Origin of the sequence: Phycicoccus jejuensis, assembly GCF_000720925.1 — a bacterium.
Lineage (GTDB): Bacteria > Actinomycetota > Actinomycetes > Actinomycetales > Dermatophilaceae > Phycicoccus > Phycicoccus jejuensis.
In genome coordinates this window covers 65638-89040 of the sequence record NZ_JOEE01000009.1, presented here as the reverse complement: position 1 = coordinate 89040, position 23403 = coordinate 65638, and the positions used below count along the sequence as shown (strand labels likewise).

Sequence of the window (23403 nt, the reverse complement as noted above, 5' to 3'; positions counted from 1 at the left end):
GGCGCCGTCCATTGTCACCGAGGGAGGGCGGGATGCGTGAATCGGCGGCTACGGTGACGCGATGGCGCACCCGCCGATGTTCGACGAGGACGACCCGCTGCTGCACCGCCTGCGCGCGGTGGCGCTCGCGCTGCCGGACGCCGCCGAGAAGGTCAGCCACGGGCACCCGGCGTTCTTCACGACCAAGGTCTTCGCGTACTTCGGGGGCTCGCGGCGCGTCGACGGCGCCTGGGAGAGCCACGAGCAGGCGCTGCTCGTCCTCCCCGACCCCGCCGAGCGCGAGGCGCTCCTCCACGACCCGCGCGTGTGGGTCCCGGCCTACCTCGGGCCGTCGGGATGGCTCGGGCTCGACCTGGACGCCGGCAGTGACTGGGACGAGGTCGCCGAGCTCGTCGAGACCTCGTACCGGCGCACGGCCGGCGTGCGCCGAGTCAGGGCGCTGGACGCTCGCTGACCTCGTCGCCCACGGGCCCACGCCGGGCCCAGGAGACGAGCTCCCAGAGGGCGGCGACCGTCTCGGCCGGGTGCGTCAGGGGGAAGACGTGCAGCCCGCGCGGCACCGTCACGACGTGGACCCACGGGGCCGAGCGCGCGGCGCGGCGGAAACGCCCGGCGTCGACGCGCAGCTGGTCGAGCTGCCCGTTGACGAGCAGCACCGGCGCGGTGACCTCGGCGAGCATCGAGGGCCGGCACTCCCCCATCACGCCGGCCCACGCGGCGGGGATGCCGTCGAACCCGTAGCCGGCCTCCTTGAGCAGCGCGGCGAACGCCGGCGGCAGCATCGTGTCGAACTGGCGGTCGAGCGCGCGCGACATCCGGTCGGCGCCCAGCCGCTGCTCGACCCCGGCGATCGCCCGGTAGAGCGCAGCCCCCGGGCCGGCCGGCACCGCCGACGCCCCGAGGAGCGCCAGCCCGGCGAGCCGGTCGGGATGCCGTGCGGCCCACGCCATCACGAGGTAGCCGCCGAGACTGTGACCGGCGAGGACGACGGGCACGTCGGGGTCACCGGCCTCGACGGCCTCCCCGACGACCGCGAGCGCGCCGTCCCAGGTGAACGGCTCGCCGCGGCGGGCCCCGTGCGCCGGCAGGTCCGGCAGGACGAGCTCGACGTCCGGGCCGAGGAGCGCCTCGTAGCGGGCCCACATCGCGTGGCTCAGCTGCGAGCCGTGGACGAGGACGAGCCGGACGGAGCGGGGCACGAGGTCATCCTCGCGCACCCGCCCGACGCCGCGGACCGGTGGTTGGATGGCCGGGTGAGCGCCCTCATCACCGCCGACGACCTCGCGACGGCGCTGGCCCGCGGCGAGGTCCGCGTCCTCGACGTCCAGTACGCGCTGACCGGGACGCCCGGGCGCGAGCTGTACGCCGCCGGCCACGTGCCGGGGGCGCCCTTCCTCGACCTCGACACCGCGCTCGCCGGCCCGCCCGGCGCGCAGGGGCGCCATCCCCTGCCCGACCCCGACGTGCTCCAGGCCGCGCTGCGGGCGTGCGGGGTCGGCGACGACGACGCCGTGGTCGTCTACGACCAGCGCACGTCGCTCTCGGCGGCGCGCGCGTGGTGGATTCTGCGCTGGGCGGGGCACCCGCAGGTGCGCGTCCTCGACGGCGGCCTCGCGGCCTGGCAGCGCGCCGGGCAGCCCGTCACGACCGACGTGCCGTCGCCGGAGCCGGGCGACCTCGTCGTCCGCGCCGGGTCCGTCCCCGTGCTCGACGCCGACGGCGCCGCTGCGATGGCTCGCCACGGGGTGCTCCTCGACGTGCGCGCCCCCGAGCGCTACCGCGGCGAGGTCGAGCCGATCGACCCCGAGGCCGGCCACGTGCCGGGGGCCGTCAACCTGCCGATGGCCGAGATGCTCGCCGCGGACGGGACGTTCCTGCCGCCGGCGCGCATCCGCGAGGTCGCCGCAGCGGCCGGCGTGCACCGCGACACCCCCGTCGGCACGTCGTGCGGGTCTGGCGTGACCGCGGCGCAGATGGCCCTCGCGCTGCACGAGGTCCGCATCGACGCCGTGCCCTACGTCGGGTCGTGGAGCGGCTGGATCGCGGACCCGTCGCGCCCACGGGCGACCGGCCCGACCCCCTGAGCCCCCGGGCGCGTCAGAGCGCCCAGGCGCCCGTGAAGGGTTGTGTGTCAGGCGAGTAGCGCGCGACGGCGTCGAGCTCGGCGACCCGGTACATCCGTCCCTCGATGACGTCCCACGCCAGCAGCCGGCGCACCGGCCCGTCCCGGCCGACCGAGCGCGACTCGAGCAGCACGGTGTCGCGCGGCCCCCACCCGAGCGGCCGGTAGGCGAAGAGCGGCGCGTCGTTCGGGGCCGCGAGGATGCGCGGCTGCGGGCGCACGTCCGACTGCGCCGCCATCAGCCCCTGCATCCGGCCGAGGGTGGCGTTGGAGGCGCCGAAGAACGTCGCACGGCAGGCCCATCCCTCGATGTTGGAGATCGGCTCGCCGTACGCGTCGATCTCCGGGCCGTCGAGCGAGCGCAGCGACAGCAGGCGACCGGCGCCGGAGAAGGTGCGGATCATCGGCCGGCCACCCGAGACCCCGATGTCCGCCCAGCCCGGCACGACCTCGCCCCCCGCCCGCACCACCGTGCCGCGCCGGGTGTCGACGAGCCAGCGACCGGTGCTGCTCGTCGCGACGACGGTGTGCCCGTCCGGGGCCCAGCCGGCGGTCACGAGGTTCTCGTCGCGCACCGGGATGCGGAAGGTCCGGGCGCTGCGCACCTCGAGGATGACGACCGCACCCGGCTGCGCGAAGACCAGCCGGTGCCGGTCGGTGTCGATGGTGCGCGGCCCGAGCGGGACCCCGCGGGCGCCGGCCGTGTCGGCCGTGGGACGCAACGGCGCCATCGGCACGAGGAGGCCGTCGGGGGTCTGCCGCGGGAGGAAGAGGACCGGCTGGTAGCGGGCCGGCTCGACCTGGACGAGGAACGCGGCGCGCACCGACGCCCTCGAGCCCGCCGCCGAGAGGAGCTCGAGCGGGCGGTCGGTACCGGGTCCGAGCCGCCCCGGCAGGGCCAGCTCCGGCGCGTCGGGGTATGGCTGCAGCAGCTCCTCGTCGACCGGGGCGAGGTAGACGCCGATGCCCGCGACCTCGAGGCGGGTCAGGCGTCCGTCGCCCTCGCTCGTCGTCGGGCTCGGGCGGGGCGCCGGCGGCTCGGGGTCGCCGCTGAGTCTGACGGCAGCCGCCACGCCGGCGACGAGCACCGCTCCGCCGAGCAGCGCGCCGCGCCGTCGCACCCGCCGGCTCCGCGCCGCGGTCTCCTCCGCGGCCGCCGCGAGCGGCGGCTCCTCGACCCCGTCGGCGACGAGCGCGAGCAGCGCCCAGGGATGGGCGTCGTCGCCGGTCGCCCCGGTGGATGCGGCGCGCAGGGCGTCCTCGGCGGTGTCGAGGTCGGCGTGCACGTCCTCGAGGGGGCGGCCGACGACGGTCGCGACGTCGCCGGGGTGCCGGTCCTCGAGCCAGGTGAGCACCGCGACCGAGCGCTGCCGCGGGGTGAGCGCGGCGAGCGCCCGTCGGACGGAGGTGCGTCGGGCCTCGACGGCGTCCCCGGCGTCGTCCGGCACCGGGACCGGCTCGAGGTCCCCGTCACGGGGCGGGCGGTGCTCGGCGGCCGCGACGGCCCGGCGGTGCAGCTCCCGCCGCAGGGCGGCCTCGGGCCCCTCCTCGCGGGCGACGGCCCAGTCGCGCGCGACGGCGGTCAGCGCCTCCAGCGCGACCCGCTCGCCCGTCCGCGCGTCGCCGCAGACGAGCACCGCCGACCGGACCGCAAGCCCCTCGTGGGCGGAGGCGAACTCCGCGAACCCGGCTCGCGCCGCCGCCCGCCCGGCCTCCTCGCCCGACATCCGCCACCTCCTCGCGACATCGTCGCACCGATCTGGTTCCATCGAGCCCATGGCGCAGGCATCGCAGGTCCGCTCCGGCCCCGACCGCGCGGAGGTCGACCGGGCGCGCGCGACCGCCCTCGACGCCGAGGCCGCGGCCCGCGCCGGCGACCTCGACGCCGCCGTCGCGGGCTGGCGCGAGGCGTGGCCGGTGCTCTCCGCGACACCGGACGACGGCGTCGGCCTCGCCGCGTGCCTGCGCACCGTCGTCCTCATGGGCAACACCGACCGGGCCCTCGACCTCCTCCTGCCGCGCGTCGACCGCGTCGAGGCGCTGACCGACCCCACCGAGCGCCGATGGCTCGCCGCGTCCGCCGCCTGGACCCTCGGCCACGGCATGCGCCTCGGGATGGTGCCGTCGCGCGTCGCGCACGACGACGTCGAGGCCGCCCGCGCCCGGCTCGACGACCTCGCCCGCGGGCTCTGCGCCGACGACGAGGACCGAGCGGCCCTCGAGCGGGCCCACGACGACCGGGCCGTCTCCCCCGGTCCGGCGCTGCCGCCCACCCGACTGCCGCTGCCCCCGACCGGCGAGGCCGGGCTGCGCGCGGCGGCGAGCGGTGCCGAGGTCGTCGCCCTCGCCGAGCGCGCCCGGGCGTGGCGACGCACGCTCGACCCTGCGCTCGAGCGCCTGCTCCACGGCTGGCTGGAGACCCGCGAGCAGACACTGCCGCTGCTCACCGAGCCGGCGCACCGGGCGGCTGCGGCCCTGCTCGACCGCAGCTCCGTGCACCTGCTGCGCGACCCGGTGCGCGAGCGCCTGCGTCTCGACGAGGCGCTCGCCGCGGCCGGGCGCGGGCTCGACGACGAGGGCGTCGCGCACGCGCGCTGCGAGCTGCTCGTCCTCGACGCGCGCGAGGCCGCCGCCTCCTTCGGCGCCGGCGCTCCCGAGGTGGAGCGGGCGCGACGCCGCGTCCTCGACGCCGTCGACGCGCTCGAGGCCCGCGGATGGACCGAGACCGCCGCGGCGAGCCGTCGCTGGTACGCGCTGTCGGCCCGCCCGGACGACGCCGCCGACCACCTGCTGCGCGCCGCCGACGCGTACGCACGCCTCGGCCAGCCGGCCCGCCGGGCCCTCTGCCTCTTCGACGCCGCTCCCCTCGTCCTCGCCCGTGATCTCCCGGCCGGGCACCGGTTGCTCGACGCCGCCGAGGAGCTCGCGGCGGGGCATCCCGTGCTCGCGGTCCAGGCGCTCGACCTGCGCGCCCGGGTGGCCCGCGCCGCCGGCGACCTCGACACCGCCGACCGTCTCTACGAGCGCGCGGCCGCCGCCCCGGGGGTCCCGGACGGCACGCGCACGTCGGTGCTCTTCGCGTGGTGCGACCTGCTCGTCGACCGCGCCGACTGGGAGGGCCTGGAGCCGCGCGCCGCGGACGCTCTCGCCCTCGCGGTGCGGCTGCGCGACCCGCTCTCGCTCGCGGTCGCCCAGCGCCACCTCGGCCTCTCGTGGGTGGAGCAGGGGCGGCCTGCCGAGGCGGTGGAGCTGCTCGCCGCGGCCCTGCCGGTGGTCCGGCGGGACGCGCCGGAGCTCGTCGGCCCGACCGCCTGGGCGCTCGGCAACGCCTCCCTCGCCCTCGGTGCCTGGGAGCCGGCGCGCGGGGCGTTCGTCGTCGCGGGCGACGCGTTCGAGCAGGGCGGCCGGATCGAGGAGGCGAGCCACGCGCGCTACCGCGCCGGCACCGCGGCCTGGGACGGCGGCCACCTCGACGTCGCCGCGACCGACCTCGACGCGGCCGTCGCGCTGGCCCGCCGCAGTGAGACCCTGCCGGTGCTCCTCGAGGCGCTGCGCTCACGCGCGGCGGTGCGCGCCGAGTCCGGTGACGTCGACGGCGGCCTCGCCGCGCTCGACGCCGTGCTCGCCGACGTCGCGGTGCTTGCCGCCCGGCTGCCCGAGGAGCGGCACGGCGAGGAGCCCTTCGATGCCGAGGTCCTCGAGCCGGACGTCCTGCGCGAGGGTGCGCACGTCCTCGCCGGCGCCGGCCGGTTCGACGAGGCGCTGGCCCGGCTCGACGCCGCGGTGGCGCTCGTCGGCGGCGACTTCGCCCTCGTCCTGCACGCCGAGCGGGGCGTCCTCCTCGCCGAGGCCGGCCGGCTCGCGGACGCCGAGCCCGTGCTCCGCGGGTCGCTCGACGCCCTCGGCGAGGCCGGGATGCGCGAGGAGCAGGTCGAGGTCGCGGCGGCCCTGGCCCGGGCCCTCGACCGCGCCGGGCGCATCGAGGAGGCCGAGTCGGTCTGGGCCACCTGGGGCGACGAGGACTGAGCCCACTCTCCGCGAACGTGTGTGAAACCGCCGGGCTCCACCGGCGGTTTCACACGCGTTCGCGGGAGGAGGGGGCGCGGACGGTCAGGTGGGGCGCAGCAGGCGGACCCGGCCGATGCGGTGGCCGTCGACGTCGAGCACCTCGATGACCCTGTCCTGCACCGGGACCCGGTCCCCCGCGACCGCGACCCGTCCGAGCTGCGCGAGGACGAAGCCGCCGACCGTCTCGTAGGCGCCGGTGTCGGGCAGCTCGACCCCCGTGCGCTCGGCGAACTCCTCGAGCGTCGAGCGGGCGTCGAGCACCTCTCCGTCCGGGTCGACGGCCTCGCGCGGCACGACGTCGCGCTCGTCCCAGATCTCGCCGACGAGCTCCTCGACGAGATCCTCGAGCGTGACGATGCCGTCGGTGCCGCCGTACTCGTCGACGACGACGGCGATGTGCGCCCGCTCGTGCCGCAGCGTGGTGAGCGAGGGCAGCAGCCGGTTGGTGCCGGGCAGCGCAACGATGGGCCGCGTCACGTCGCGCACCGTCCGCGCGTCGCCGCCGGACGCCTCGTGCAGGTCGCGGACGTGGACGAAGCCGAGCACGTCGTCGAAGTCGCTGCCGATGACGGGGTAGCGCGAGTGCGGCCGGCCCGCGACCTCGGCGACGGCCTCCGCGAGCCCGAGGTCGGCGTCGAGGAAGGCGACCTCGTGACGCGGCGTCATCACCTCGGTCATCGTGTGCTGGGCCGCGCTGAAGACCTCGGCGAGCACCGCGCGCCGGTCGGCGGGTATCGCGTCGGTCGAGGTGACGAGGTGCTGGAGCTCCTCCTCCGAGATCTCCTCGCCGGAGGCCTTGGGATCCAGGCCGAGCAGGCGCACGACGCCGTCGGTCGAGACCGACAGCAGCCGGATGACGGGCCGCATCAGCGCGGCGAAGCGGTCGACCGCCGGCGCGACGAGCAGCGCGACCGCGGTCGAGCGCTGGAGGGCGATCCGCTTGGGCACGAGCTCGCCGAGCACGAGCGAGACGTAGGCGATGGCCACGGTCAGCCCGACGAGCGAGACCGTCGCGGCCGCGCCCTCGGGCAGGCCCCAGCCCTCGAGCACGGGCGTGAGGTACGGCGAGATCGTCGAGGCGCCGAACGCCGCCGAGAGGAACCCAGCGAACGTGACGCCGATCTGGACGGCCGCGAGGAAGCGGTTGGGGTTGCGGGCGACGCTGGCGACCTTCGCGCCCCGGCCGCCCTGCCGCTCGAGCTGGACGAGCTGGCTCTCGCGCAGCGACACGAGCGCCAGCTCGGTGCCGGCGAACACACCGCCGACGAGGACGAACACCACGACGAGCGCGATGTCGCCCAGCACGGCCGGCACGATCGGTCAGCCCCTCTCGACCCGCGTCAGCAGCCGACGAGGCGCTGCGCGAGCCAGCCCTCGACCTGGTCCAGGGCCACCCGCTCCTGCGTCATCGTGTCGCGCTCGCGGATGGTCACGGCGTGGTCCTCGAGGGTGTCGAAGTCGACGGTGATGCAGAACGGGGTGCCGATCTCGTCCTGGCGGCGGTAGCGGCGGCCGATCGCGCCGGCGTCGTCGAAGTCGATGTTCCAGTTCCGACGCAGCGTCGCGGCGAGGTCGCGGGCCTTCGGCGAGAGGTCGGCGTTGCGCGAGAGCGGCAGCACGGCGGCCTTGACCGGCGCGAGGCGCTTGTCGAGCCTGAGCACGACCCGCTTGTCGACCCCGCCCTTGGTGTTCGGCGCCTCGTCCTCGGTGTATGCGTCGACGAGGAAGGTCATGAGCGAGCGCGAGAGGCCGGCCGCCGGCTCGATGACGTACGGCGTGTAGCGCTCGCCGCTCGCTTGGTCGAAGTAGACGAGGTCGGTGCCCGAGTGCTTGCTGTGGGTCGTGAGGTCGAAGTCGGTGCGGTTGGCGATGCCCTCCAGCTCGCCCCACTCGCTGCCGGCGAAGCGGAAGCGGTACTCGATGTCGACGGTGCGCTTGGAGTAGTGGCTCAGCTTCTCCTGCGCGTGCTCGTAGTGGCGCAGGTTGTCCGGGTCGATGCCGAGGTCGACGTACCAGCGGGTGCGCTCGTCGATCCAGTACTGGTGCCACTCCTCGTCCTCGCCGGGCTTGACGAAGAACTCCATCTCCATCTGCTCGAACTCGCGGGTGCGGAAGATGAAGTTGCCCGGCGTGATCTCGTTGCGGAAGCTCTTGCCGGTCTGGGCGATGCCGAACGGCGGCTTGCGGCGCGAGGACTGCATGACGTTGAGGAAGTTGAGGAAGATGCCCTGCGCGGTCTCGGGGCGCAGGTAGTGCAGGCCGGACTCGTCCTCGACGACGCCGAGGTAGGTCTTGAGCAGGCCGGAGAACTGGCGCGGCTCGGTCCACTGGCCGCGGGTGCCGCAGTTCGTGCAGGCGACGTCGGCGAGCTGCACGTCGTCGGGGTTCTCGATGCCCTTCTTCTCGGCGACGGCCTCCTGGAGGTGGTCGGCCCGGAAGCGCTTGTGGCACGAGAGGCACTCGACGAGCGGGTCGGAGAACGTCGCGACGTGGCCGGAGGCCTCCCACGTCTGGCGCGGGAGGATGACCGAGGAGTCGAGGCCGACGACGTCGTCGCGGCTGGTCACGGTGCTCTTCCACCACTGCCGCTTGATGTTCTCCTTGAGCTCGACGCCCAGCGGCCCGTAGTCCCAGGCCGACCGCGTCCCGCCGTAGATCTCGCCGCACGGGAAGACGAAGCCCCGGCGCTTGCAGAGGGAGACGACGGTGTCGACGACGGAGGTGGGGGCAGCCATGGCGCCAAGGCTATACAGGGGTGGCGGGGCGCTCCGAACCGGTTTGCCGCGGGCCCGTAGGCTGGTCCACCGTGTCGACCCTCCGCGAGTCCTTCGAGCGGGCCAGCCTGCCCGCGCTGCGCCGGCTGGACGCCCTCCCCCGGGCGCTCCCCTTCCTCCTCGTGCTCGTGCTCGTCGTCGCCGGCATCCTCCTGCCCTCGCCCGGCTGGCTGCTCATCGGCGTCGTCGTCCTGCTCCTCGGATGGATCCTCGCGCTCGCGTGGCCGCGCCTGTCGACGGCCGAGCGCCTCATGCGACTCGCGGTCGTCGTCCTCATGGTCGCGATCCTCCTGACCCAGGCCTTCCCCCGCACCTGACGGGACGGTCGCCCCGAGCGATTTGACAACGGTTCTCATCCCGAATGAGAATCGTTGTCATGAAGCGCGCTCTCGCCACCCTCGCCGCCGCCCCCCTCCTCGTCCTCGCGGGCTGCGGGAGCAGCGACCCCGGCTCCAGTAGCTCCGGCGACAAGGCCCTCGAGGTGTCGGCCGCGTTCTACCCGCTCCAGTGGGTCTCGCAGCAGGTCGGCGGCGACCTCGTCGACGTCCGCGCGCTGACCAAGCCGGGCGCCGAGCCGCACGACCTCGAGCTGACCCCGAAGGACGTGGGCGAGCTCGCGCAGTCCGACGTCGTCCTGTACCTCAAGGGCTTCCAGCCGGCCGTCGACGACGCCGTCGCGAGCCAGGCGAAGGACGCCGCCTTCGACGTCTCGGCCGACGCCGACCTCAGCCTCACCGCCACCGAGGAGGGCCACGACCACGCCGGCGAGAGCGCGCAGGAGCACGCCGACCACGCCCACGAGGGGAGCCAGGACCCGCACTTCTGGCTCGACCCGGTGCGCTTCGAGAAGGTCGCCACCGCCGTCGGCGAGCGCTTCGCGACGGCCGACCCCGAGCACGCCGCCACCTACCGGGCGAACGCCTCGACGGTCGTCGGCGAGCTGAAGGCCCTCGACGCCGAGTTCCGCACCGGCCTCGCGCAGTGCGAGAGCAAGGAGCTCGTGACCGGGCACGCCGCCTTCGCCTACCTCGCCCAGCGCTACGGCCTCTCGCAGGAGGGCATCGCGGGCATCTCCCCCGACGCCGAGCCGGACGCCGCGACCCTGCGCGACCTCGCGGCCCACATCGAGGAGCACGGCGTGAAGACCGTCTACAGCGAGACCCTCGTCTCCCCCGCCCTCGCCGAGACCCTCGCCCGCGAGACCGGGGCCACCGTGCAGGTCCTCGACCCCATCGAGGGGATCACCGACTCCTCGGCGGGCACGGACTACCTTGAGGTGATGCGCAGCAACCTCGCGACGCTCGAGAAGGGCCAGCAGTGCCGGTGAGCGACGCCCCCCTCATCGACCTGCGGTCGGCGGCCTTCGGGTACGCCGACCGCACGGTCGTCTCCGGCGTCGACCTCACGGTCCGTGCCGGCGAGGTCGTGGCCCTGCTCGGCCCCAACGGCTCCGGCAAGTCGACGCTCGTCCGCGGCCTCCTCGGCCTGACCGAGCAGCAGGGCGGCGAGGTCCGGCTGCTCGGGGTGCCGCGCGCGGAGCTGCACGACCACACGCGCATCGGCTACGTGCCGCAGCGCCACTCGCTGTCGGCGACGGTGCGCGCCACCGTCGCCGAGATCGTCGCCGTCGGCCGCCTGCCGCACCGCCCGTGGTGGAAGCCCGCCGGGCGCACCGACCGCGACGTCGTCGCCGCCTCGATCGCCGCCGTCGGCCTCGCCGACCGCGCGGACGAGGAGGTCGCCTCACTCTCCGGCGGGCAGCAGCGCCGGGTGCTCATCGCCCGCGCCCTCGCCGGGCACCCCGACCTGCTCGTGATGGACGAGCCGACCGCCGGCGTCGACCGCGCGAGCCAGGACGCCCTCGCCGCGACCCTCCGTGACCTGGCCGCCGACGGCACGTCGATGCTCATCGTCACCCACGAGCTCGACGCCCTGCGCGACGTCGTCTCCCGCATCGTCTGCATGGACGACGGCCACCTCGACTTCGACGGTACGCCGCCGCAGTACGCAGCCCACCTCGCGGCGCACGCCCCCGGCGCCGGTCACCACCACGACGACCACCACCACCCGACCCGCCCCGCGCCGGTCGGCGGCCCCTTCGACGCGCCCCGGGAGGTGCACCCGTGAGCGAGATGCTCGCCCTGGACTTCATGCGCCAGGCGTTCGTCGCCGCGCTCCTCGCCGGGATCGCCGCGCCGCTGGTCGGCACCTTCCTCGTCCAGCGGCGGATGTCGCTCATCGGCGACGGGATGGGCCACGTCGCCCTCGCCGGCGTCGCGGTCGGCATCCTCACCGGGTCGCAGCCCGTGCTCACCGCCCTCGTCGCAGCGGTGCTCGCCGGGGTCGCCATCGAGCTGATCCGCGCCAGCGGCCGCACGAGCGGAGACGTCGCGCTCGCCGTGATGTTCTACGGCGGCATCGCGCTCGGCGTCGTGCTCATCGCGCGCTCGTCGGCGAGCAACCCCTCGAACCTCACCGCCTACCTCTTCGGGGCGATCCTCACGACGAGCGGCGGCGACCTCGCCCTGCTCGCCGCGCTCACCGTCGTCGTGCTCGTCGTGACGACCGTGCTGCGGCAGCGGTTCTTCGCGGTCGCCAACGACGAGGAGTACGCGCGCTCGGCGGGCCTGCCGGTCCTCGCCTACAACCTCGTGCTCGCCGTGCTCACGGCGGTGACGGTCGTCGTGTCGATGCGGATCGTCGGGCTGCTGCTCATCAGCGCGCTGATGATCGTCCCCAACGCCACGGCGCAGCTGCTGGCCCGCAGCTTCGGGGCGAGCGTCCGCTGGGCGGTGCTCGTCGGCGTCGTCTCGAGCGTCGGCGGGGTGGCGGTGTCGTACGAGGCGGGCACGCCGTCCGGCGGCACGATCGTCCTCATCGCCATCGGCCTCTTCCTCACGGTCACCGTCGTCACCGGGCTCGTCGGCCGCGCCCGGCGGGCCGCGCACCGCCGCGCCGAGCGGCACGACCACGAGCACGGCCCCCGGTGCGGCCACGACGCCGTCGAGCACGACGACCACGTCGACTACCTCCACGACGGCCACCGCCACGCCGCCCACGAGGGGCACTACGACGAGCACGGCCACCACCACGCACCCGAGCACGACCGGCCGCAGGAGGCAGGGACCCGATGACCGAGCAGACGCAGGCCGCCCGCCGGCCCACCCGCCAGCGGGCCGCGATCGCGCAGGCGCTCACCGGCACCGTCGAGTTCCGCTCCGCCCAGGAGATCCACTCGTCGATGGCCGGCGACGGCACCCGCGTCGGGCTGGCCACGGTCTACCGCAACCTCCAGGCGATGGCCGCCGACGGCGAGGTCGACGTCATCCGCACCGCGGACGGCGAGGCGGTCTACCGCTCGTGCGCGACCGACGACCACCACCACCACGTCGTGTGCCGCTCCTGCGGCCTCGCGGTCGAGGTCACCGGCGACGCCGTCGAGCGGTGGGCCGAGGCCGTGGCCGCCGAGCACGGCTTCACGCAGGTGCGCCACACCGTCGAGATCGACGGCCTCTGCGCGGAGTGCGCGGCACGCCGCTGACGCCCGTCGGGCGGGGTCAGCCGGCCGGGGCCTCCGGCACGCCGGGTGCGTCGACGGCGCCGCCGTACCGCCGCTCGCGGTCCACGTAGGACTCGACCGCGGCCCAGAGGTCGCGGCGGTCGTAGTCGGGCCAGAGCCGGTCCTGGAAGACCATCTCGGCGTAGGCGCTCTGCCACAGGAGGAAGTTGCTCGTGCGCTGCTCACCGGAGCTGCGGACGAAGAGGTCGACGTCCGGCATGTCCGGCTCCGGCAGGTAGCGGGCCACGGTGCGCTCGTCGACGCTGCGCGGCTTGAGCCGGCCCGCGGCGACGTCCTGCGCGAGGCGCTGCACGGCGTCGCCGATCTCGGCGCGGCCGCCGTAGTTGACGCAGAAGTACAGCGTCAGGCCGGTGTTGTGCCGCGTCATCTCCTGGGCCGTCTCGAGCTCCTTGATGACCGAGCCCCACAGGCGTGGCCGCCGGCCGACCCAGCGCATCCGCACGCCCCACGCGTGCAGCTGGTCGCGGCGGCGCCGGATGACGTCGCGGTTGAAGCCCATGAGGAAGCGGACCTCGTCAGGGCTGCGCTTCCAGTTCTCGGTGCTGAAGGCGTACGCCGACAGGTGCGTGACGCCGACCTCGATGGCGCCCGCGACGACGTCGAGGAGCGCGGCCTCGCCGGCCTCGTGGCCCTTGGTACGGGCGAGCCCGCGCTGGTTGGCCCAGCGACCGTTGCCGTCCATGACGACGGCGACGTGGCGCGGCATCCGCGACGCCTCGATGACCGGGGCCTGCGCGCCGCTGGGGTGCGGGAAGGGGCGCTCGTAGGGGGTGGGGCCGCTCACCGCTCCACCATACGGAGGCTGCGGATACCGCGTTCGAGGTGCCACTGGAGGAAGGCCGCGGTGAGGCCGCTGCCCTCGCGGCGCTGCCGCTGGTCGGCGTCGTCGGCGAGCGCCCAGTCCCCGGCGAGGAGCGCGGCGAGCAGGCGCAGCGTGTCGGGGTGCGGGGCGGTCGAGCCGGGCGCGCGGCACACCGGGCAGACCGCGCCGCCGGCCGCGACGTGGAAAGCGCGGTGCGGGCCGGGCGCACCGCACTTGGCGCAGTCGTGGAAGCTCGGGGCGTACCCGCCGATGGCCATCGCCCGCAGGAGGTAGGCGTCGAGGACGAGGCCGGGGTCGTGCTCGCGGTGGGCCAGGCTGCGGAGCGCGCCGGCGAGCAGGAGGTACTGCTGGAGGGCGGGCTCGCGCTCCTCGGTCAGCCGGTCGCAGGTCTCGAGCACCGCCGTGGCCGCCGTCCACGCGGGGTAGTCGCGGGCGATCGCCTCGCCCCAGGGGTCCATCGTCTCGACCTGGGTGACGGTGTCGAGGGTGCGGCCCTCGTAGCACTGGAGGTCGATGTGCATCCCCGGCTCGAGCCGCGCCCCGAACCGGGAGCGGGTGCGGCGCACGCCCTTGCCGACGACCCGGAGCTTGCCGAGGCGCCGGGACAGGACGGTGACGATGCGGTCGGCCTCACCCAGCTTGTGGGTGCGCAGGACGATCGCCTCGTCGCGGTAGAGGGGCACCGCACCATCATCCGCCCCCGCACCGACATCCCCGGCGCCGCCCCGCCGACGACCCCGCCCCGGACATCCCCGCACGTGCGGGGTCATCCCTGTCCGGCGCCCTCCCAGCGCACGTAAAGCCCGCACGTGCGGGGTTGTCGCTGTCCGACCCCCTCCCGGCGCACGACAAGCGCGCACGTGCGGGGTTATCGCGGTCCGAGCCCCACCCCAGCGCACGTCAAGCCCGCACGTGCGGGGTCATCGCTGTCCGGCGCCCTCCCGGCGCACGACAAGCCCGCACGTGCGGGGTCGTCACGACCCGTTGACGACCTGCACGCGACCGTGGCGCGGGACATGGGGTGATCGCCCCCGCTCTGGCACCACGAAGGACGCCAGCATCCCCGCCCCGGCGTCCGCCGGTGTCAGCGGGGGTCGAGGGCGTGATGGGTCCACAGGTGCACGACGGCGAGGCTGCGGTGCGGCGCCCATGCCTCGGCCAGCCGGGCCGCCTCACGCGCCGGCACGCCGCCGAGCGCCTTGCGCAGGACGAGGTCTCCGGGCAGGAAGACGTCGGGGTCGCGCAGGCAGCGCATCATCACGAGGTCAGCGGTCCACGGGCCGACCCCCGGCAGCGCGAGGAGCTCGGCCCGCCGCGCGGTCCGCAGCGCCGGGTCGGGCTCGGCCTCGAGCGACAGCCCCCCGCCCACCGCGGCGCCGAGGGCCACGAGCGTGCGGGCGCGGGCGCCGGTGACGCCCACCGCTCGTTGCAGCTCGTCGGGGTCGGCGGCCGCGAGCGCCGCCGGCTCGACGGGCAGCAGCGCCGCCAGCCGGGTCGCGAACACCCGGCCGGCCGCGAGCGACACGTGCTGCCCGAGGACGACGTTGACCGCGGCGGCGAACGGGTCCGGCGCACCGGGCACTCGCACGTGCGGCCGCGCCCGCACCAGCACCCCGAGGACGGGGTCGTCGGCGAGCGCCGCCACCCCCGGTGCCGGGTCGAGGTCGAGCCCGAGCCACCGCCGCCCCGCCATTAGGGCGCCCGCCGCCCCCGGTCCCCCCGAGCGCAGCACCGGCGCACCGGACCCCGGCAGCACGACCTCGAGCCACCCGTCCCCGACCGACCGCCGGTGGATGCTCCCGCCGGGCTCCACCGTCGTCGTCTCGACGCCGTCGACGGCGTGCGCGACGAGCCAGGCCCGCAGCGCCGGCACGTCGACCGGCGCGGACACGACCTCCTCGGTCAGCGGCGGGACGGGCACGCGCCCATCCAACCCCACCCCGGCGACACCGCTGCGCCCTACGCTGCCGGGATGACGCAGCAGCCGTTCTTCGACCCGTGGCCGGAGCCGGAGGAGCTCGAGCCCGACCAGCCCGAGTACGACATTCCGTGGATGCCGCCGCGGCACGTCGTGGGGGTGACCGTCCCCCTCGACGTCGCGATCTTCACCGGCCCCGACGTCGTCGTCCGGGCGACCCGGGCGCGTGCGTTCTCGCGCGGCCTCGAGATCGAGGTCGAGGCGTGGGTCCGGCCCGGCGCCACCCGACCGGTCGACGACGTCGCGCACGTCTGGGAGCAGCAGGAGCCGCGCTTCGGCGTCCGGCTCGCCGACGGGACGCGCCTCGGCCACCGCCCCCCGCACGGTCCTCCGGACGAGGACGCAGGCCCCTCGACCCTCGCGCAGACCGGCGGCCAGGGCGACGCGCTGCGCTCGAGCCGCTCGTGGTGGCTCCATCCGTTCCCCGACGGCGACGGGCTCGAGCTCGTCGTGCGCTGGGACCACCTCGGCGTCCCCGAGAGCGCGGCCGCCCTCCCCCTGGCGCCGCTGCGCGAGGCCGCCACGCGCGAGCACGTCCTCTGGGACCCGCCTCCGCCGCCCGGCGAGGACGGGCTCGGCTGGTTCGCCTACGCGCCGATGTCGGGCGCCGCGTACGGCTCCTCGCTGGCGATCACGTGGGACGACGACGAGGGCGAGGACGCCGGGGAGAGCTCGGACGAGGAGGAGTAGGCCCGCCACCCCACGACCGGGCTCAGGCGAAGTCGCCGGATGCCACCTCGGCCGTGCGCTGCTCGATCGCGTCGAGCACGACCTGCGCAACCTGCTGGGGCTCGAGCCCCTGCGGGAGCGACGGCGCCGTCCCGGCCAGCGGGCGCGTCGCGAGCCCGGTCTCGGTGTGCGGGGGCCGCAGGTCGATGACCTGCACGCCGCTGCGGCGGGCCTCGCGGGCCAGCGCGCGGTCGGCGGCGGTCAGGGCCGCCTTGGCCGCGGCGTAGGCGACCATCCCGGGCAGCGGTGCCTCGGCGACGACGGCGCTGAGGTTCGCGAGGTAGCCCTTGGTCTCCCCCAGGGCGGGCAGCACCCGGCGCGCGAGGAAGAGCGGACCGATGACGTCGGTGAGGAAGAGCTCCTCGATGACGGCGTCGTCGGTGTCGACGAGCGTCCCGAAGGCGACGACGCCCGCCGCGTTGACGACCCCGTCGAGCCGGCCGTGCTCCTGGCGGCAGTGCGCGACGAGCCGGTCCCCCAGCGCGGCGTCCCCGATCTCGCCGACCACCTGGGTCGCCCCCGGGACGGCCTCGCCCAGCCGACCCGCGTCCCGTCCGACCGCGACGACGGTGGCCCCCCGCTCCTGCAGCCCCCGCGCGACCAGCCCGCCGAGCACCCCCGAGGCACCGACGACGGCCACGACCTGTGCGTTCTCCTCGCTCATGGCGCCACTCTCGCAGCGGGCGCCGCGTGCCCGCGGGCACGGACCCGGCGCCTCCGGCGCGCGTCGAACGTGCGGCGAGATCGTGGACACGTGTTCGATTCCGGGCTACGCTCACGGCATGGCAGTGCTCCAGGGCTCGCTCCTCGATCTCGCCGACGGCATCGAGGTCCGGCCGCTCGGCGACTCGGTGCGGCGCACGGTGCTCGACCACGGCGCGTGGGTCGACGAGCGCACCGGATGGGTCGGTGGCGCCGACGAGCTCTACGAGGCGCTGCGCCGTGACGTCCCGTGGTTCGCCGAGCGGCGGCAGATGTACGACTCGGTCGTCGACACCCCGCGCCTGCTGTCCTTCTACGGGGAGGGCGACCCGCTCCCCCACCTCGCGCTCGAGGAGGCCCGCGACGCCCTCTCGGCGCACTACGCCGCCGAGCTCGGGGAGCCGTTCGTCACCGCCGGCCTGTGCCTCTACCGTGACGGGCACGACTCGGTCGCGTGGCACGGCGACCGAGTCGGGCGCAGCCGCAACCAGGACACGATGGTGGCGATCCTGTCCGTCGGCGCCCCGCGCGACCTCCTGCTCCGCCCGCGCGAGGGCGGCGCCTCCCGCCGGTTCGCCGCCGGGCACGGCGACCTCCTCGTGATGGGCGGCTCCTGCCAGCGCACCTGGGACCACGCCGTCCCGAAGACCGCGCGCCCCGTCGGTCCGCGCATCAGCATCCAGTTCCGGGTGCGGGGAGTGCGCTGACGCGCGAGGACCCGTTCAGCCGCGGATGCTCGCGACGCGGAACTCGACGACCCTCCGGACGAGCCCGAGCGGCAGCGGCCGGTCCAACGGCAGCTGCACCGAGCCCTTCCCCTGCCGGTAGGCGGCGAACTCCTCCGCGAAGGCCTCGTGCCCGTTCGGGGTCGCGTAGAAGCCGACGTGCCGCTCGAACCCGGCGAAGTAGACTAACGGCTTCTTGTCCAGCTTGTACGCGGGCATCCCGTAGGCCATCGACTCGACCGCGTCGGGCGCCACCTCGCGGACGACCCGGCGCATCGCGTCGAGCCGCTCGCGCACCTCGCCCTCGAAGCCGGCCAGGTACTCGTCGACGGTGTCGGCCATGGGGGCTCCTCGGGGGCGGTCAGTCGGTGAGGACGACGCGGTTGCCGTCGGGGTCGGCGAGCCGCAGGATGCGCACGCTGCTCGCCTGCTCGACGCCCTCGTGGGCGACGCCGGCCGCGGTCAACCGCGCGGCGACGGCGTCGAGGTCGGAGACGGTGACGGTGCAGCCGGAGCGACCCGCCGCGTCGGGCTCGCGCCAGACCTGCAGGCCCGCACCGGGGCCGAGGCGCCACTCGAGCAGGCCGTCCATCGGGCGCTCGTCGGGCCCCCGCCCGAGCAGCGCCGTGTACCAGCGCTCGGCGGCGTCGAGGTCGGAGACGCGGAGGTTGGGCATCACGAGGGTTGCTTCCATGTCAGGGCAGACCCGTCCCGGGGCAGGAACTCATCGCTGCCGCGCCCAGCCGAGGGCGCCCGGGTGGGCCACCGAGCGCGAGGCGACCTCCACCGCGCGGGCCAGGGCTGCGGGCAGGTCGCCGGCTCCCCCGCGGCCGAGCTCGGCGAGGAGCGCTCCGTGCAGGACGTCACCGGCCCCGAGGGTGTCGACGACGTCGACGACCGGCACGGGCACCTCGCCGTGCAGACCGCCCGCCCAGCGCCAGCGCACCGGCCCGGCGCCGTCGGACACCGCCGCCCACGACGGCCCCGCCGTCAGGACGGCCTGGAGCGCCCCGGCCGACCCCGGGTCGCCCGGCACCGTGAACGCGGACGACAGCACGGCGAGGTCGGTCTCGGCCAGCAGCTCCTCGAGCCCCGGCTTCCACGAGCCCCCGTCCAGGAGCACCGGCACGCCCCGCCGCCGGGCCGCCCGCGCGACCGCCACGGCGACCGGCAGGTGGTGCCCGTCGACGAGCACCGCCGCCACCCCGTCGAGCAGGGCGTCGAGCGCCGAGTCCGACGGCGCCCCGAGATCCCCCACCCCGACGGCGTTGCGCGACACCACGGCCCGCTCCCCGGTCGCCTGCGTCACCAGCACGGTCGACAGGGGCGGCTCGAAGGCCGGGGGCGCGAGGTCGGTCACCGCGACACCCCCGGAGGCGAGCTCGCGCAGCACCACCGCCGACAGCGGCCCGCTGCCCACCGCCCCGACGAACCGGGTCGGCACACCGAGCGCGGCGGCGGTCAGGGCCGCGTTGCACGCCGGGCCGCCCGCGGTCACGTCGGCCGCGAGCGCCACGACCTTCTCGTCCGGGCCCGGCACGGCCTCGACGACCTGGACGACGTCGACCGTCGCCAGCCCGCACGCGAGGACCGTGCCGGACACCGGCGCTCAGCCCTCGGCGGGAGCGCGCTCGGCGCGGTTGACCGCGGAGAGGATGGCCCGCAGCGACGCCTTGACGATCGACTCGTGGAGCCCGACGCCCCAGAGGACGCGGTCGCCGACGGCGCACTCGACGTAGGCGGCCGCGCGGGCGTCGCCACCGGCCGACAGCGCGTGCTCGTGGTAGTCGAGGACGCGGACGTCGACGTCGAGGGTCGCGAGCGCCGCGGTGAAGGCGTCGATGGGTCCGTTGCCGCGGCCGTGGACCGGGGTGTCGACCCCGTCGACCCGGATGACGGCGTCGATGACGTCGGTGCCGTCGTCGGAGCCGGCGATCGTCGAGCGGACCGGGCTGAACCGTCCCCACCGGTGGTCGGGCGACTCGGCGTGCAGGTACTCGTCGGCGAACATCGCCCAGATCTCGGCGCCCGAGAGCTCGCCGCCCTCGGTGTCGGTGCGGCGCTGGACGACGTGGCTGAACTCGACCTGGAGGCGGCGCGGCAGGTCCAGCCCGTGCTCGGCCTTGAGCAGGTACGAGACCCCGCCCTTGCCGGACTGGCTGTTGACGCGGACGACGGCCTCGTAGGAGCGCCCGATGTCGTGCGGGTCGATCGGCAGGTACGGCACGCCCCAGTCGAGGTCGTCGATGCTCGTGCCCTTGTCCTTCGCCCGGCGCTCCATGTCCTCGAGGCCCTTCTTGATGGCGTCCTGGTGGGAGCCGGAGAAGGCCGTGTAGACGAGGTCCCCGCCCCACGGGTGCCGCTCGTGGACGGGCAGCTGGGTGCAGTACTCGACGGTGCGCCGGACCTCGGCCATGTCGGAGAAGTCGATCTCGGGGTCGATGCCCTGGCTGAAGAGGTTCATCCCGAGGGTGACGAGGCAGACGTTGCCGGTGCGCTCGCCGTTGCCGAAGAGGCAGCCCTCGATGCGGTCGGCGCCGGCGAGGTAGCCGAGCTCGGCGGCGGCCACGCCCTCCCCGCGGTCGTTGTGCGGGTGCAGGCTGACGACGACGGACTCGCGCCGGTCGAGGTGGCGGATCATCCACTCGATGCTGTCGGCGTAGACGTTGGGCGTCGCCATCTCGACCGTCGCGGGCAGGTTGATGATCATCTTGTGGTCCGGGGTCGGGTCGATGACGTCGATGACCTCGTTGCATATGCGCACGGCGAACTCGAGCTCGGTGCCGGTGTACGACTCCGGCGAGTACTCGTAGTAGACGTCGGTCTCGGGCACCGTCTCCTCGAGCTTGCGACACAGGCGCGCGGCCTGGAGCGCGATGTCGACGATGCCGTCCTCGCTCATCCCGAAGACGACGCGGCGCTGGAGGACCGAGGTCGAGTTGTAGAAGTGGACGATCGCCTGCTTGCTGCCGCGGATCGCGTCGAAGGTCCGCTCGATCAGGTGGTCTCGGCTCTGCGTGAGGACCTGGATCGTCACGTCGTCGGGGATGTGCCCGCCCTCGATGAGCTCGCGGCAGAAGTCGAAGTCGGTCTGGCTGGCGCTCGGGAAGCCGACCTCGATCTCCTTGTAGCCCATCCGCACGAGGAGCTTGAACATCCGCATCTTGCGCTCGGAGTCCATCGGGTCGATGAGCGCCTGGTTGCCGTCGCGCAGGTCGACGGCGCACCAGCGCGGCGCCTTCGTCATCGTGCGGTCGGGCCAGGTGCGGTCGGGGAGGTGGACCTCGATCTGGTCCTGGAACGGCACGTACTTCGCCGTCGGCATCCCGGAGGTCTGCTGGGGGTGGATCATCTCTGCGCTACGCCTTCGTCTCGTCTGCGGGGGGCCGGCCGGGTGCAGCAGGAGCTCCGCGACGAGGGGCGGCCGATGTCAGGCCCCGCCGCGGCAGCGAAGGAGGAGGCGCGAGGAACGCACACGTCGAGCATGCCACAGGGGTCGCGGGGTGGCGAGCGATGTGTCCACGACTCGGGCCGTCGGGCTCACCCGTCGCGCCGGAGCACGACGACGTCGACCTGCCGCCGGACGGTGAAGCCCAGGCGCTGGTAGAGCCGGTCGGCGCCGTCGTTGCCGAGCCGGGTGTGGAGCATCGCCCGGTCACCGCGCTCCTCGATGGCACCGGCGGCGGCGCGGGTCACGAGCGCCCCGAGTCCCGCGCCCCTCGCCTCGGCGGCCACGCAGACCCCCGAGACCTCGCCCCACCCGGGCGGCCGGATGCGCTCGCCGGCCATCGCGACCAGGCGTCCCTCGCGGCGCACCCCGAACCAGCGACCGGCGAGGTGGCTCGTCGGGCCGAAGGGGCCGGGCTCGGTCTCGGCCGCGAGCCGGACCATCTCGGGCGAGTCGGCGTCACCCAGCTCGACCACCCCGTCCTCCCCGCTGCGACCGACGGGTCGCTCCGCGACGAGCTGCGTCGCCGGCTCGCGCACGAGCTCGGTCCAGCCGGCCGGCGTGGGCGGCACCTCGCCGCGCAGGAACACCGCCGTGTTCCCGGGTCCGACGAGCTCGGCGAGGGCGTCCCACCCCTCGGCGTCGAGCACGCCGACGCCGCAGAACGGGGCGATGCCGTCGCGGTAGCCGAGGGCGCGGCCCCCCGCGGCCGCACGTGCCAGACCGGTCTGCGGGCCGGTGAGCGCGGACCAGGCGACGTCGTCGAGCGGGTGCCCGCCGGTCACGGCCAGAGGGAGTGGTACGCGTTGAGCGCCTGCTGGCCGCCGAGGTGGGCGTAGAGCACGGTGGAGTCCTTCGGGATGTCGCCGGACCGGACGAGGTCGACGAGCCCGGCGAGCGACTTCCCCTCGTACACGGGGTCGGTGATCATCGCCTCGTACTGGGCGCCGAGGCGCATGGCCTCCATCGTCGAGTCGACGGGGATGCCGTAGAGGTCGCCGGCCCAGTCCGGCAGCAGGGTGAGCTCGTCGTCGCGCAGGTCGCGGCCGAGCTCGATGACCTCGGCGGTGTGGCGGGCGATGCGCTCCAGCTGCGCCCGCGTCTTCTCGAGCGTGGCGCTGGCGTCGATGCCGATGATGCGACGGCGAACGCCCGTCAGGTCTTCCAGGGCCGCGAAGCCGGCGACCATCCCGGCGTGCGTCGAGCACGTGACCGTGCAGACGACGACCGTGTCGAAGATGACGCCGAGCGCCTTCTCCTGCTCGGCGACCTCGAAGGCCCAGTTCGCGAACCCGACGCCGCCGAGCGGGTGCTCGCTCGCCCCCGCGGGGATCGGGTAGGGCGTCCCGCCGGCCTCCTCGACCTCGCGCAGCGCGTCCTTCCACGAGTCGCGGATGCCGATGTCGAAGCCCGCCGGGTCCAGCCGCGCGTCCGCGCCCATCATCCGCGAGAGGAGGATGTTGCCGACGCGGTCGTTGACCGGGTCGTCCCACGGCACCCACTTCTCCTGCACGAGACGGCACTTCAGGCCGAGGTGCGCGGCGACGGCGGCGACCTGGCGGGTGTGGTTGCTCTGGTACCCGCCGATGGAGACCAGGGTGTCGGCGCCGCTGGCCAGCACGTCCGGGACGATGTACTCGAGCTTGCGGACCTTGTTGCCGCCGTAGGCCAGCCCGCTGCTGACGTCCTCGCGCTTGGCCCACACCTGCGCCCCGCCGAGGTGCTCGCTCAGCCGGCGCAGGTGGTGCACCGGGCTCGGGCCGAAGGTCAGCGGGTACCGCGGGATCTCGTGCAGGCGCATCCCGCAGGTCTACCACCGCGGGGGGCCCGCGCGTCAGCCCCGTTCGCGGAGCAGGCGCGCGATCTCGGTGCGGCCGAGGCGCTCGGCGTGCTCGAGCGCGGTCACCCCCTCGGCGTCGGCGACGGACGGGTCGGCACCGGCCTCGAGGAGGATGCGGACGATCTCCTGGTGGCGCGCTCCCCCGTCCCCGAGGATGACCGCCTCGAGGAGCGCGGTCCAGCCCAGCCGGTTGACGTGGTCGACGTCGATGCCGGTGGTCACCACCCGGCGCACGTAGTCGACGTGGCCGCGCTCGCTGGCCGGGATGACCGAGACGCCCCCGTAGCGGTTGACCTCGGTGAGGTCGGGGTCGGCGGGCAGCAGCACCTCGAGCATCGCGACGCTCCCGGTCACGCCGGTGACGAGCCACGGGGTGTCGTGACGGTCGTCGAGGGCGTCCGGGTCGGCGCCGGCGGCGACCAGGACCCGGGCGGCCTCGACGTGGTCGGCGGCGGCCGCGAGGAGGAGCGGCGTGCGGTCGTGCTCGTCGCGGGCCTCGGTGTCGGCCCCGGCGTCGAGGGCGGCCCGGACGGCGTCGGCGTCCCCCGTCGACGCGGCGGCGAGGAGGTCGGTGTCGGCGGTGGTCACGGACCCCAGTGTGCGACACCGCCGGA

General features: G+C 75.2%; 25 protein-coding genes. 10 read left to right on the top strand and 15 right to left on the bottom strand.

From position 1 onward, the window contains the following. Nucleotides 1-61: 61 nt before the first annotated feature. The gene (locus IG69_RS0116780; protein WP_030529329.1) at nt 62-454 is read left to right on the top strand and encodes an MmcQ/YjbR family DNA-binding protein; all 393 of its coding nucleotides are present in this window, start codon (nt 62-64) and stop codon (nt 452-454) included. Here IG69_RS0116780 and IG69_RS20470 read toward each other — a convergent pair. After that, nucleotides 432-1199 carry an alpha/beta fold hydrolase gene (locus tag IG69_RS20470; RefSeq protein ID WP_051750688.1) on the bottom strand — a complete coding sequence of 256 codons (768 nt, stop codon included), beginning with the start codon at nt 1197-1199 and terminating at the stop codon, nt 432-434. The two genes, IG69_RS0116780 and IG69_RS20470, sit on opposite strands and share 23 nt — an antisense overlap. Nucleotides 1200-1253: 54 nt before the next feature. On the opposite strand from IG69_RS20470, the gene IG69_RS0116770 reads away from it, so the two are divergent. After that, a complete protein-coding gene (locus IG69_RS0116770; protein ID WP_030529327.1) occupies nt 1254-2084 on the top strand; it encodes a sulfurtransferase in 831 nt (276 codons plus the stop codon). A gap of 13 nt (nt 2085-2097) precedes the next feature. On the opposite strand, the gene IG69_RS21260 is transcribed toward IG69_RS0116770, so the two are convergent. After that, on the bottom strand, nt 2098-3849 hold the full coding sequence (locus IG69_RS21260) for an RNA polymerase sigma factor (protein WP_051750687.1): 1752 nt from the start codon (nt 3847-3849) through the stop codon (nt 2098-2100). A 49-nt stretch (nt 3850-3898) separates the two neighbouring features. Between IG69_RS21260 and IG69_RS21255 the strand changes: the two genes are divergently transcribed. Then, complete coding sequence (locus IG69_RS21255; RefSeq protein WP_030529325.1) at nt 3899-6148, top strand: hypothetical protein; 2250 nt, start codon at nt 3899-3901, stop codon at nt 6146-6148. Nucleotides 6149-6232: 84 nt separating this feature from the next. Here IG69_RS21255 and IG69_RS0116755 read toward each other — a convergent pair whose 3' ends face one another. Together IG69_RS0116755 and IG69_RS0116750 are read right to left on the bottom strand one after the other, a co-directional pair. Continuing rightward, nucleotides 6233-7507 (bottom strand): hemolysin family protein, encoded by a 1275-nt coding sequence (locus IG69_RS0116755; protein WP_030529324.1) that lies wholly within the window; start codon nt 7505-7507, stop codon nt 6233-6235. A gap of 23 nt (nt 7508-7530) precedes the next feature. After that, the gene (locus IG69_RS0116750) at nt 7531-8925 is read right to left on the bottom strand and encodes a glycine--tRNA ligase (RefSeq protein ID WP_030529323.1); all 1395 of its coding nucleotides are present in this window, start codon (nt 8923-8925) and stop codon (nt 7531-7533) included. Nucleotides 8926-8996: 71 nt separating this feature from the next. On the opposite strand from IG69_RS0116750, the gene IG69_RS0116745 reads away from it, so the two are divergent. The 5 genes from IG69_RS0116745 to IG69_RS0116725 are packed head-to-tail and all read left to right on the top strand — an operon-like array spanning nt 8997 to nt 12505. Beyond that, nucleotides 8997-9281 (top strand): DUF6703 family protein, encoded by a 285-nt coding sequence (locus IG69_RS0116745; RefSeq protein ID WP_030529322.1) that lies wholly within the window; start codon nt 8997-8999, stop codon nt 9279-9281. Nucleotides 9282-9340: 59 nt separating this feature from the next. Beyond that, complete coding sequence (locus tag IG69_RS0116740) at nt 9341-10291, top strand: metal ABC transporter substrate-binding protein (RefSeq protein WP_030529321.1); 951 nt, start codon at nt 9341-9343, stop codon at nt 10289-10291. Beyond that, nucleotides 10288-11091 (top strand): metal ABC transporter ATP-binding protein, encoded by an 804-nt coding sequence (locus IG69_RS0116735; protein WP_030529320.1) that lies wholly within the window; start codon nt 10288-10290, stop codon nt 11089-11091. Before IG69_RS0116740 ends, IG69_RS0116735 begins: the two co-directional genes overlap by 4 nt. Next, on the top strand, nt 11088-12098 hold the full coding sequence (locus IG69_RS0116730) for a metal ABC transporter permease (RefSeq protein WP_030529319.1): 1011 nt from the start codon (nt 11088-11090) through the stop codon (nt 12096-12098). The genes IG69_RS0116735 and IG69_RS0116730 overlap by 4 nt, the downstream gene beginning before the upstream one ends. Continuing rightward, entirely contained in the window at nt 12095-12505 is a 411-nt protein-coding gene (locus IG69_RS0116725; protein ID WP_030529318.1) for a Fur family transcriptional regulator, read from the top strand. Before IG69_RS0116730 ends, IG69_RS0116725 begins: the two co-directional genes overlap by 4 nt. Nucleotides 12506-12521: 16 nt before the next feature. On the opposite strand, the gene IG69_RS0116720 is transcribed toward IG69_RS0116725, so the two are convergent. The 3 genes from IG69_RS0116720 to IG69_RS0116710 all read right to left on the bottom strand — a co-directional run bounded on the left by IG69_RS0116720 (nt 12522) and on the right by IG69_RS0116710 (nt 15288). Further along, nucleotides 12522-13328: an isoprenyl transferase gene (locus tag IG69_RS0116720; RefSeq protein ID WP_030529317.1), complete on the bottom strand. Its 807-nt coding sequence runs from the start codon at nt 13326-13328 to the stop codon at nt 12522-12524. After that, nucleotides 13325-14050 carry a DNA repair protein RecO gene (gene recO, locus IG69_RS0116715; RefSeq protein ID WP_030529316.1) on the bottom strand — a complete coding sequence of 242 codons (726 nt, stop codon included), beginning with the start codon at nt 14048-14050 and terminating at the stop codon, nt 13325-13327. The genes IG69_RS0116720 and recO overlap by 4 nt, the downstream gene beginning before the upstream one ends. A gap of 401 nt (nt 14051-14451) precedes the next feature. Continuing rightward, complete coding sequence (locus tag IG69_RS0116710; RefSeq protein ID WP_051750686.1) at nt 14452-15288, bottom strand: DNA-3-methyladenine glycosylase family protein; 837 nt, start codon at nt 15286-15288, stop codon at nt 14452-14454. Nucleotides 15289-15339: 51 nt separating this feature from the next. On the opposite strand from IG69_RS0116710, the gene IG69_RS0116705 reads away from it, so the two are divergent. Then, nucleotides 15340-16035 (top strand): hypothetical protein, encoded by a 696-nt coding sequence (locus tag IG69_RS0116705; RefSeq protein WP_030529314.1) that lies wholly within the window; start codon nt 15340-15342, stop codon nt 16033-16035. Between the two features lie 22 nt (nt 16036-16057). Here the strand turns inward: IG69_RS0116705 and IG69_RS0116700 are convergent, their stop codons facing one another. After that, the gene (locus IG69_RS0116700) at nt 16058-16738 is read right to left on the bottom strand and encodes an SDR family NAD(P)-dependent oxidoreductase (protein ID WP_211251035.1); all 681 of its coding nucleotides are present in this window, start codon (nt 16736-16738) and stop codon (nt 16058-16060) included. 118 nt (nt 16739-16856) lie between these two features. Here IG69_RS0116700 and IG69_RS0116695 point away from each other — a divergent pair, with 118 nt between their 5' ends. Continuing rightward, the gene (locus tag IG69_RS0116695) at nt 16857-17483 is read left to right on the top strand and encodes an alpha-ketoglutarate-dependent dioxygenase AlkB (RefSeq protein ID WP_030529312.1); all 627 of its coding nucleotides are present in this window, start codon (nt 16857-16859) and stop codon (nt 17481-17483) included. A 15-nt stretch (nt 17484-17498) separates the two neighbouring features. Here the strand turns inward: IG69_RS0116695 and IG69_RS0116690 are convergent, their stop codons facing one another. The 7 genes from IG69_RS0116690 to IG69_RS0116660 all read right to left on the bottom strand — a co-directional run bounded on the left by IG69_RS0116690 (nt 17499) and on the right by IG69_RS0116660 (nt 23377). Next, nucleotides 17499-17843 (bottom strand): iron chaperone, encoded by a 345-nt coding sequence (locus IG69_RS0116690; protein ID WP_030529311.1) that lies wholly within the window; start codon nt 17841-17843, stop codon nt 17499-17501. 19 nt (nt 17844-17862) lie between these two features. After that, nucleotides 17863-18177, bottom strand: coding sequence for a VOC family protein (locus IG69_RS0116685; RefSeq protein WP_245616182.1), 315 nt, complete (start codon nt 18175-18177; stop codon nt 17863-17865). 48 nt (nt 18178-18225) lie between these two features. Further along, nucleotides 18226-19104: a PfkB family carbohydrate kinase gene (locus IG69_RS0116680; protein ID WP_030529309.1), complete on the bottom strand. Its 879-nt coding sequence runs from the start codon at nt 19102-19104 to the stop codon at nt 18226-18228. 6 nt (nt 19105-19110) lie between these two features. Continuing rightward, a complete protein-coding gene (gene leuA, locus IG69_RS0116675) occupies nt 19111-20853 on the bottom strand; it encodes a 2-isopropylmalate synthase (protein WP_030529308.1) in 1743 nt (580 codons plus the stop codon). A 188-nt stretch (nt 20854-21041) separates the two neighbouring features. Continuing rightward, nucleotides 21042-21734 carry a GNAT family N-acetyltransferase gene (locus IG69_RS0116670; protein WP_030529307.1) on the bottom strand — a complete coding sequence of 231 codons (693 nt, stop codon included), beginning with the start codon at nt 21732-21734 and terminating at the stop codon, nt 21042-21044. Then, on the bottom strand, nt 21731-22750 hold the full coding sequence (locus IG69_RS0116665) for a 1-aminocyclopropane-1-carboxylate deaminase (RefSeq protein WP_030529306.1): 1020 nt from the start codon (nt 22748-22750) through the stop codon (nt 21731-21733). Before IG69_RS0116665 ends, IG69_RS0116670 begins: the two co-directional genes overlap by 4 nt. 33 nt (nt 22751-22783) lie before the next feature. Further along, nucleotides 22784-23377, bottom strand: coding sequence for an ankyrin repeat domain-containing protein (locus IG69_RS0116660; protein ID WP_030529305.1), 594 nt, complete (start codon nt 23375-23377; stop codon nt 22784-22786). Between the last annotated feature and the right edge of the window lie 26 nt (nt 23378-23403).

Excerpts from the sequence above, each read along its gene's own strand:
- IG69_RS0116665 (WP_030529306.1), bottom strand. The coding sequence starts at position 22,750 with ATGCGCCTGCACGAGATCCCGCGGTACCCGCTGACCTTCGGCCCGAGC.
- leuA (WP_030529308.1), bottom strand. The coding sequence starts at position 20,853 with ATGATCCACCCCCAGCAGACCTCCGGGATGCCGACGGCGAAGTACGTG.
- IG69_RS0116725 (WP_030529318.1), top strand. The coding sequence starts at position 12,095 with ATGACCGAGCAGACGCAGGCCGCCCGCCGGCCCACCCGCCAGCGGGCC.
- IG69_RS0116695 (WP_030529312.1), top strand. The coding sequence starts at position 16,857 with ATGGCAGTGCTCCAGGGCTCGCTCCTCGATCTCGCCGACGGCATCGAG.
- IG69_RS0116690 (WP_030529311.1), bottom strand. The coding sequence starts at position 17,843 with ATGGCCGACACCGTCGACGAGTACCTGGCCGGCTTCGAGGGCGAGGTG.
- IG69_RS21260 (WP_051750687.1), bottom strand. The coding sequence starts at position 3,849 with ATGTCGGGCGAGGAGGCCGGGCGGGCGGCGGCGCGAGCCGGGTTCGCG.
- IG69_RS21255 (WP_030529325.1), top strand. The coding sequence starts at position 3,899 with ATGGCGCAGGCATCGCAGGTCCGCTCCGGCCCCGACCGCGCGGAGGTC.
- IG69_RS0116780 (WP_030529329.1), top strand. The coding sequence starts at position 62 with ATGGCGCACCCGCCGATGTTCGACGAGGACGACCCGCTGCTGCACCGC.
- IG69_RS0116700 (WP_211251035.1), bottom strand. The coding sequence starts at position 16,738 with ATGAGCGAGGAGAACGCACAGGTCGTGGCCGTCGTCGGTGCCTCGGGG.
- IG69_RS0116740 (WP_030529321.1), top strand. The coding sequence starts at position 9,341 with ATGAAGCGCGCTCTCGCCACCCTCGCCGCCGCCCCCCTCCTCGTCCTC.
- IG69_RS0116705 (WP_030529314.1), top strand. The coding sequence starts at position 15,340 with ATGACGCAGCAGCCGTTCTTCGACCCGTGGCCGGAGCCGGAGGAGCTC.
- IG69_RS0116685 (WP_245616182.1), bottom strand. The coding sequence starts at position 18,177 with ATGCCCAACCTCCGCGTCTCCGACCTCGACGCCGCCGAGCGCTGGTAC.
- IG69_RS0116750 (WP_030529323.1), bottom strand. The coding sequence starts at position 8,925 with ATGGCTGCCCCCACCTCCGTCGTCGACACCGTCGTCTCCCTCTGCAAG.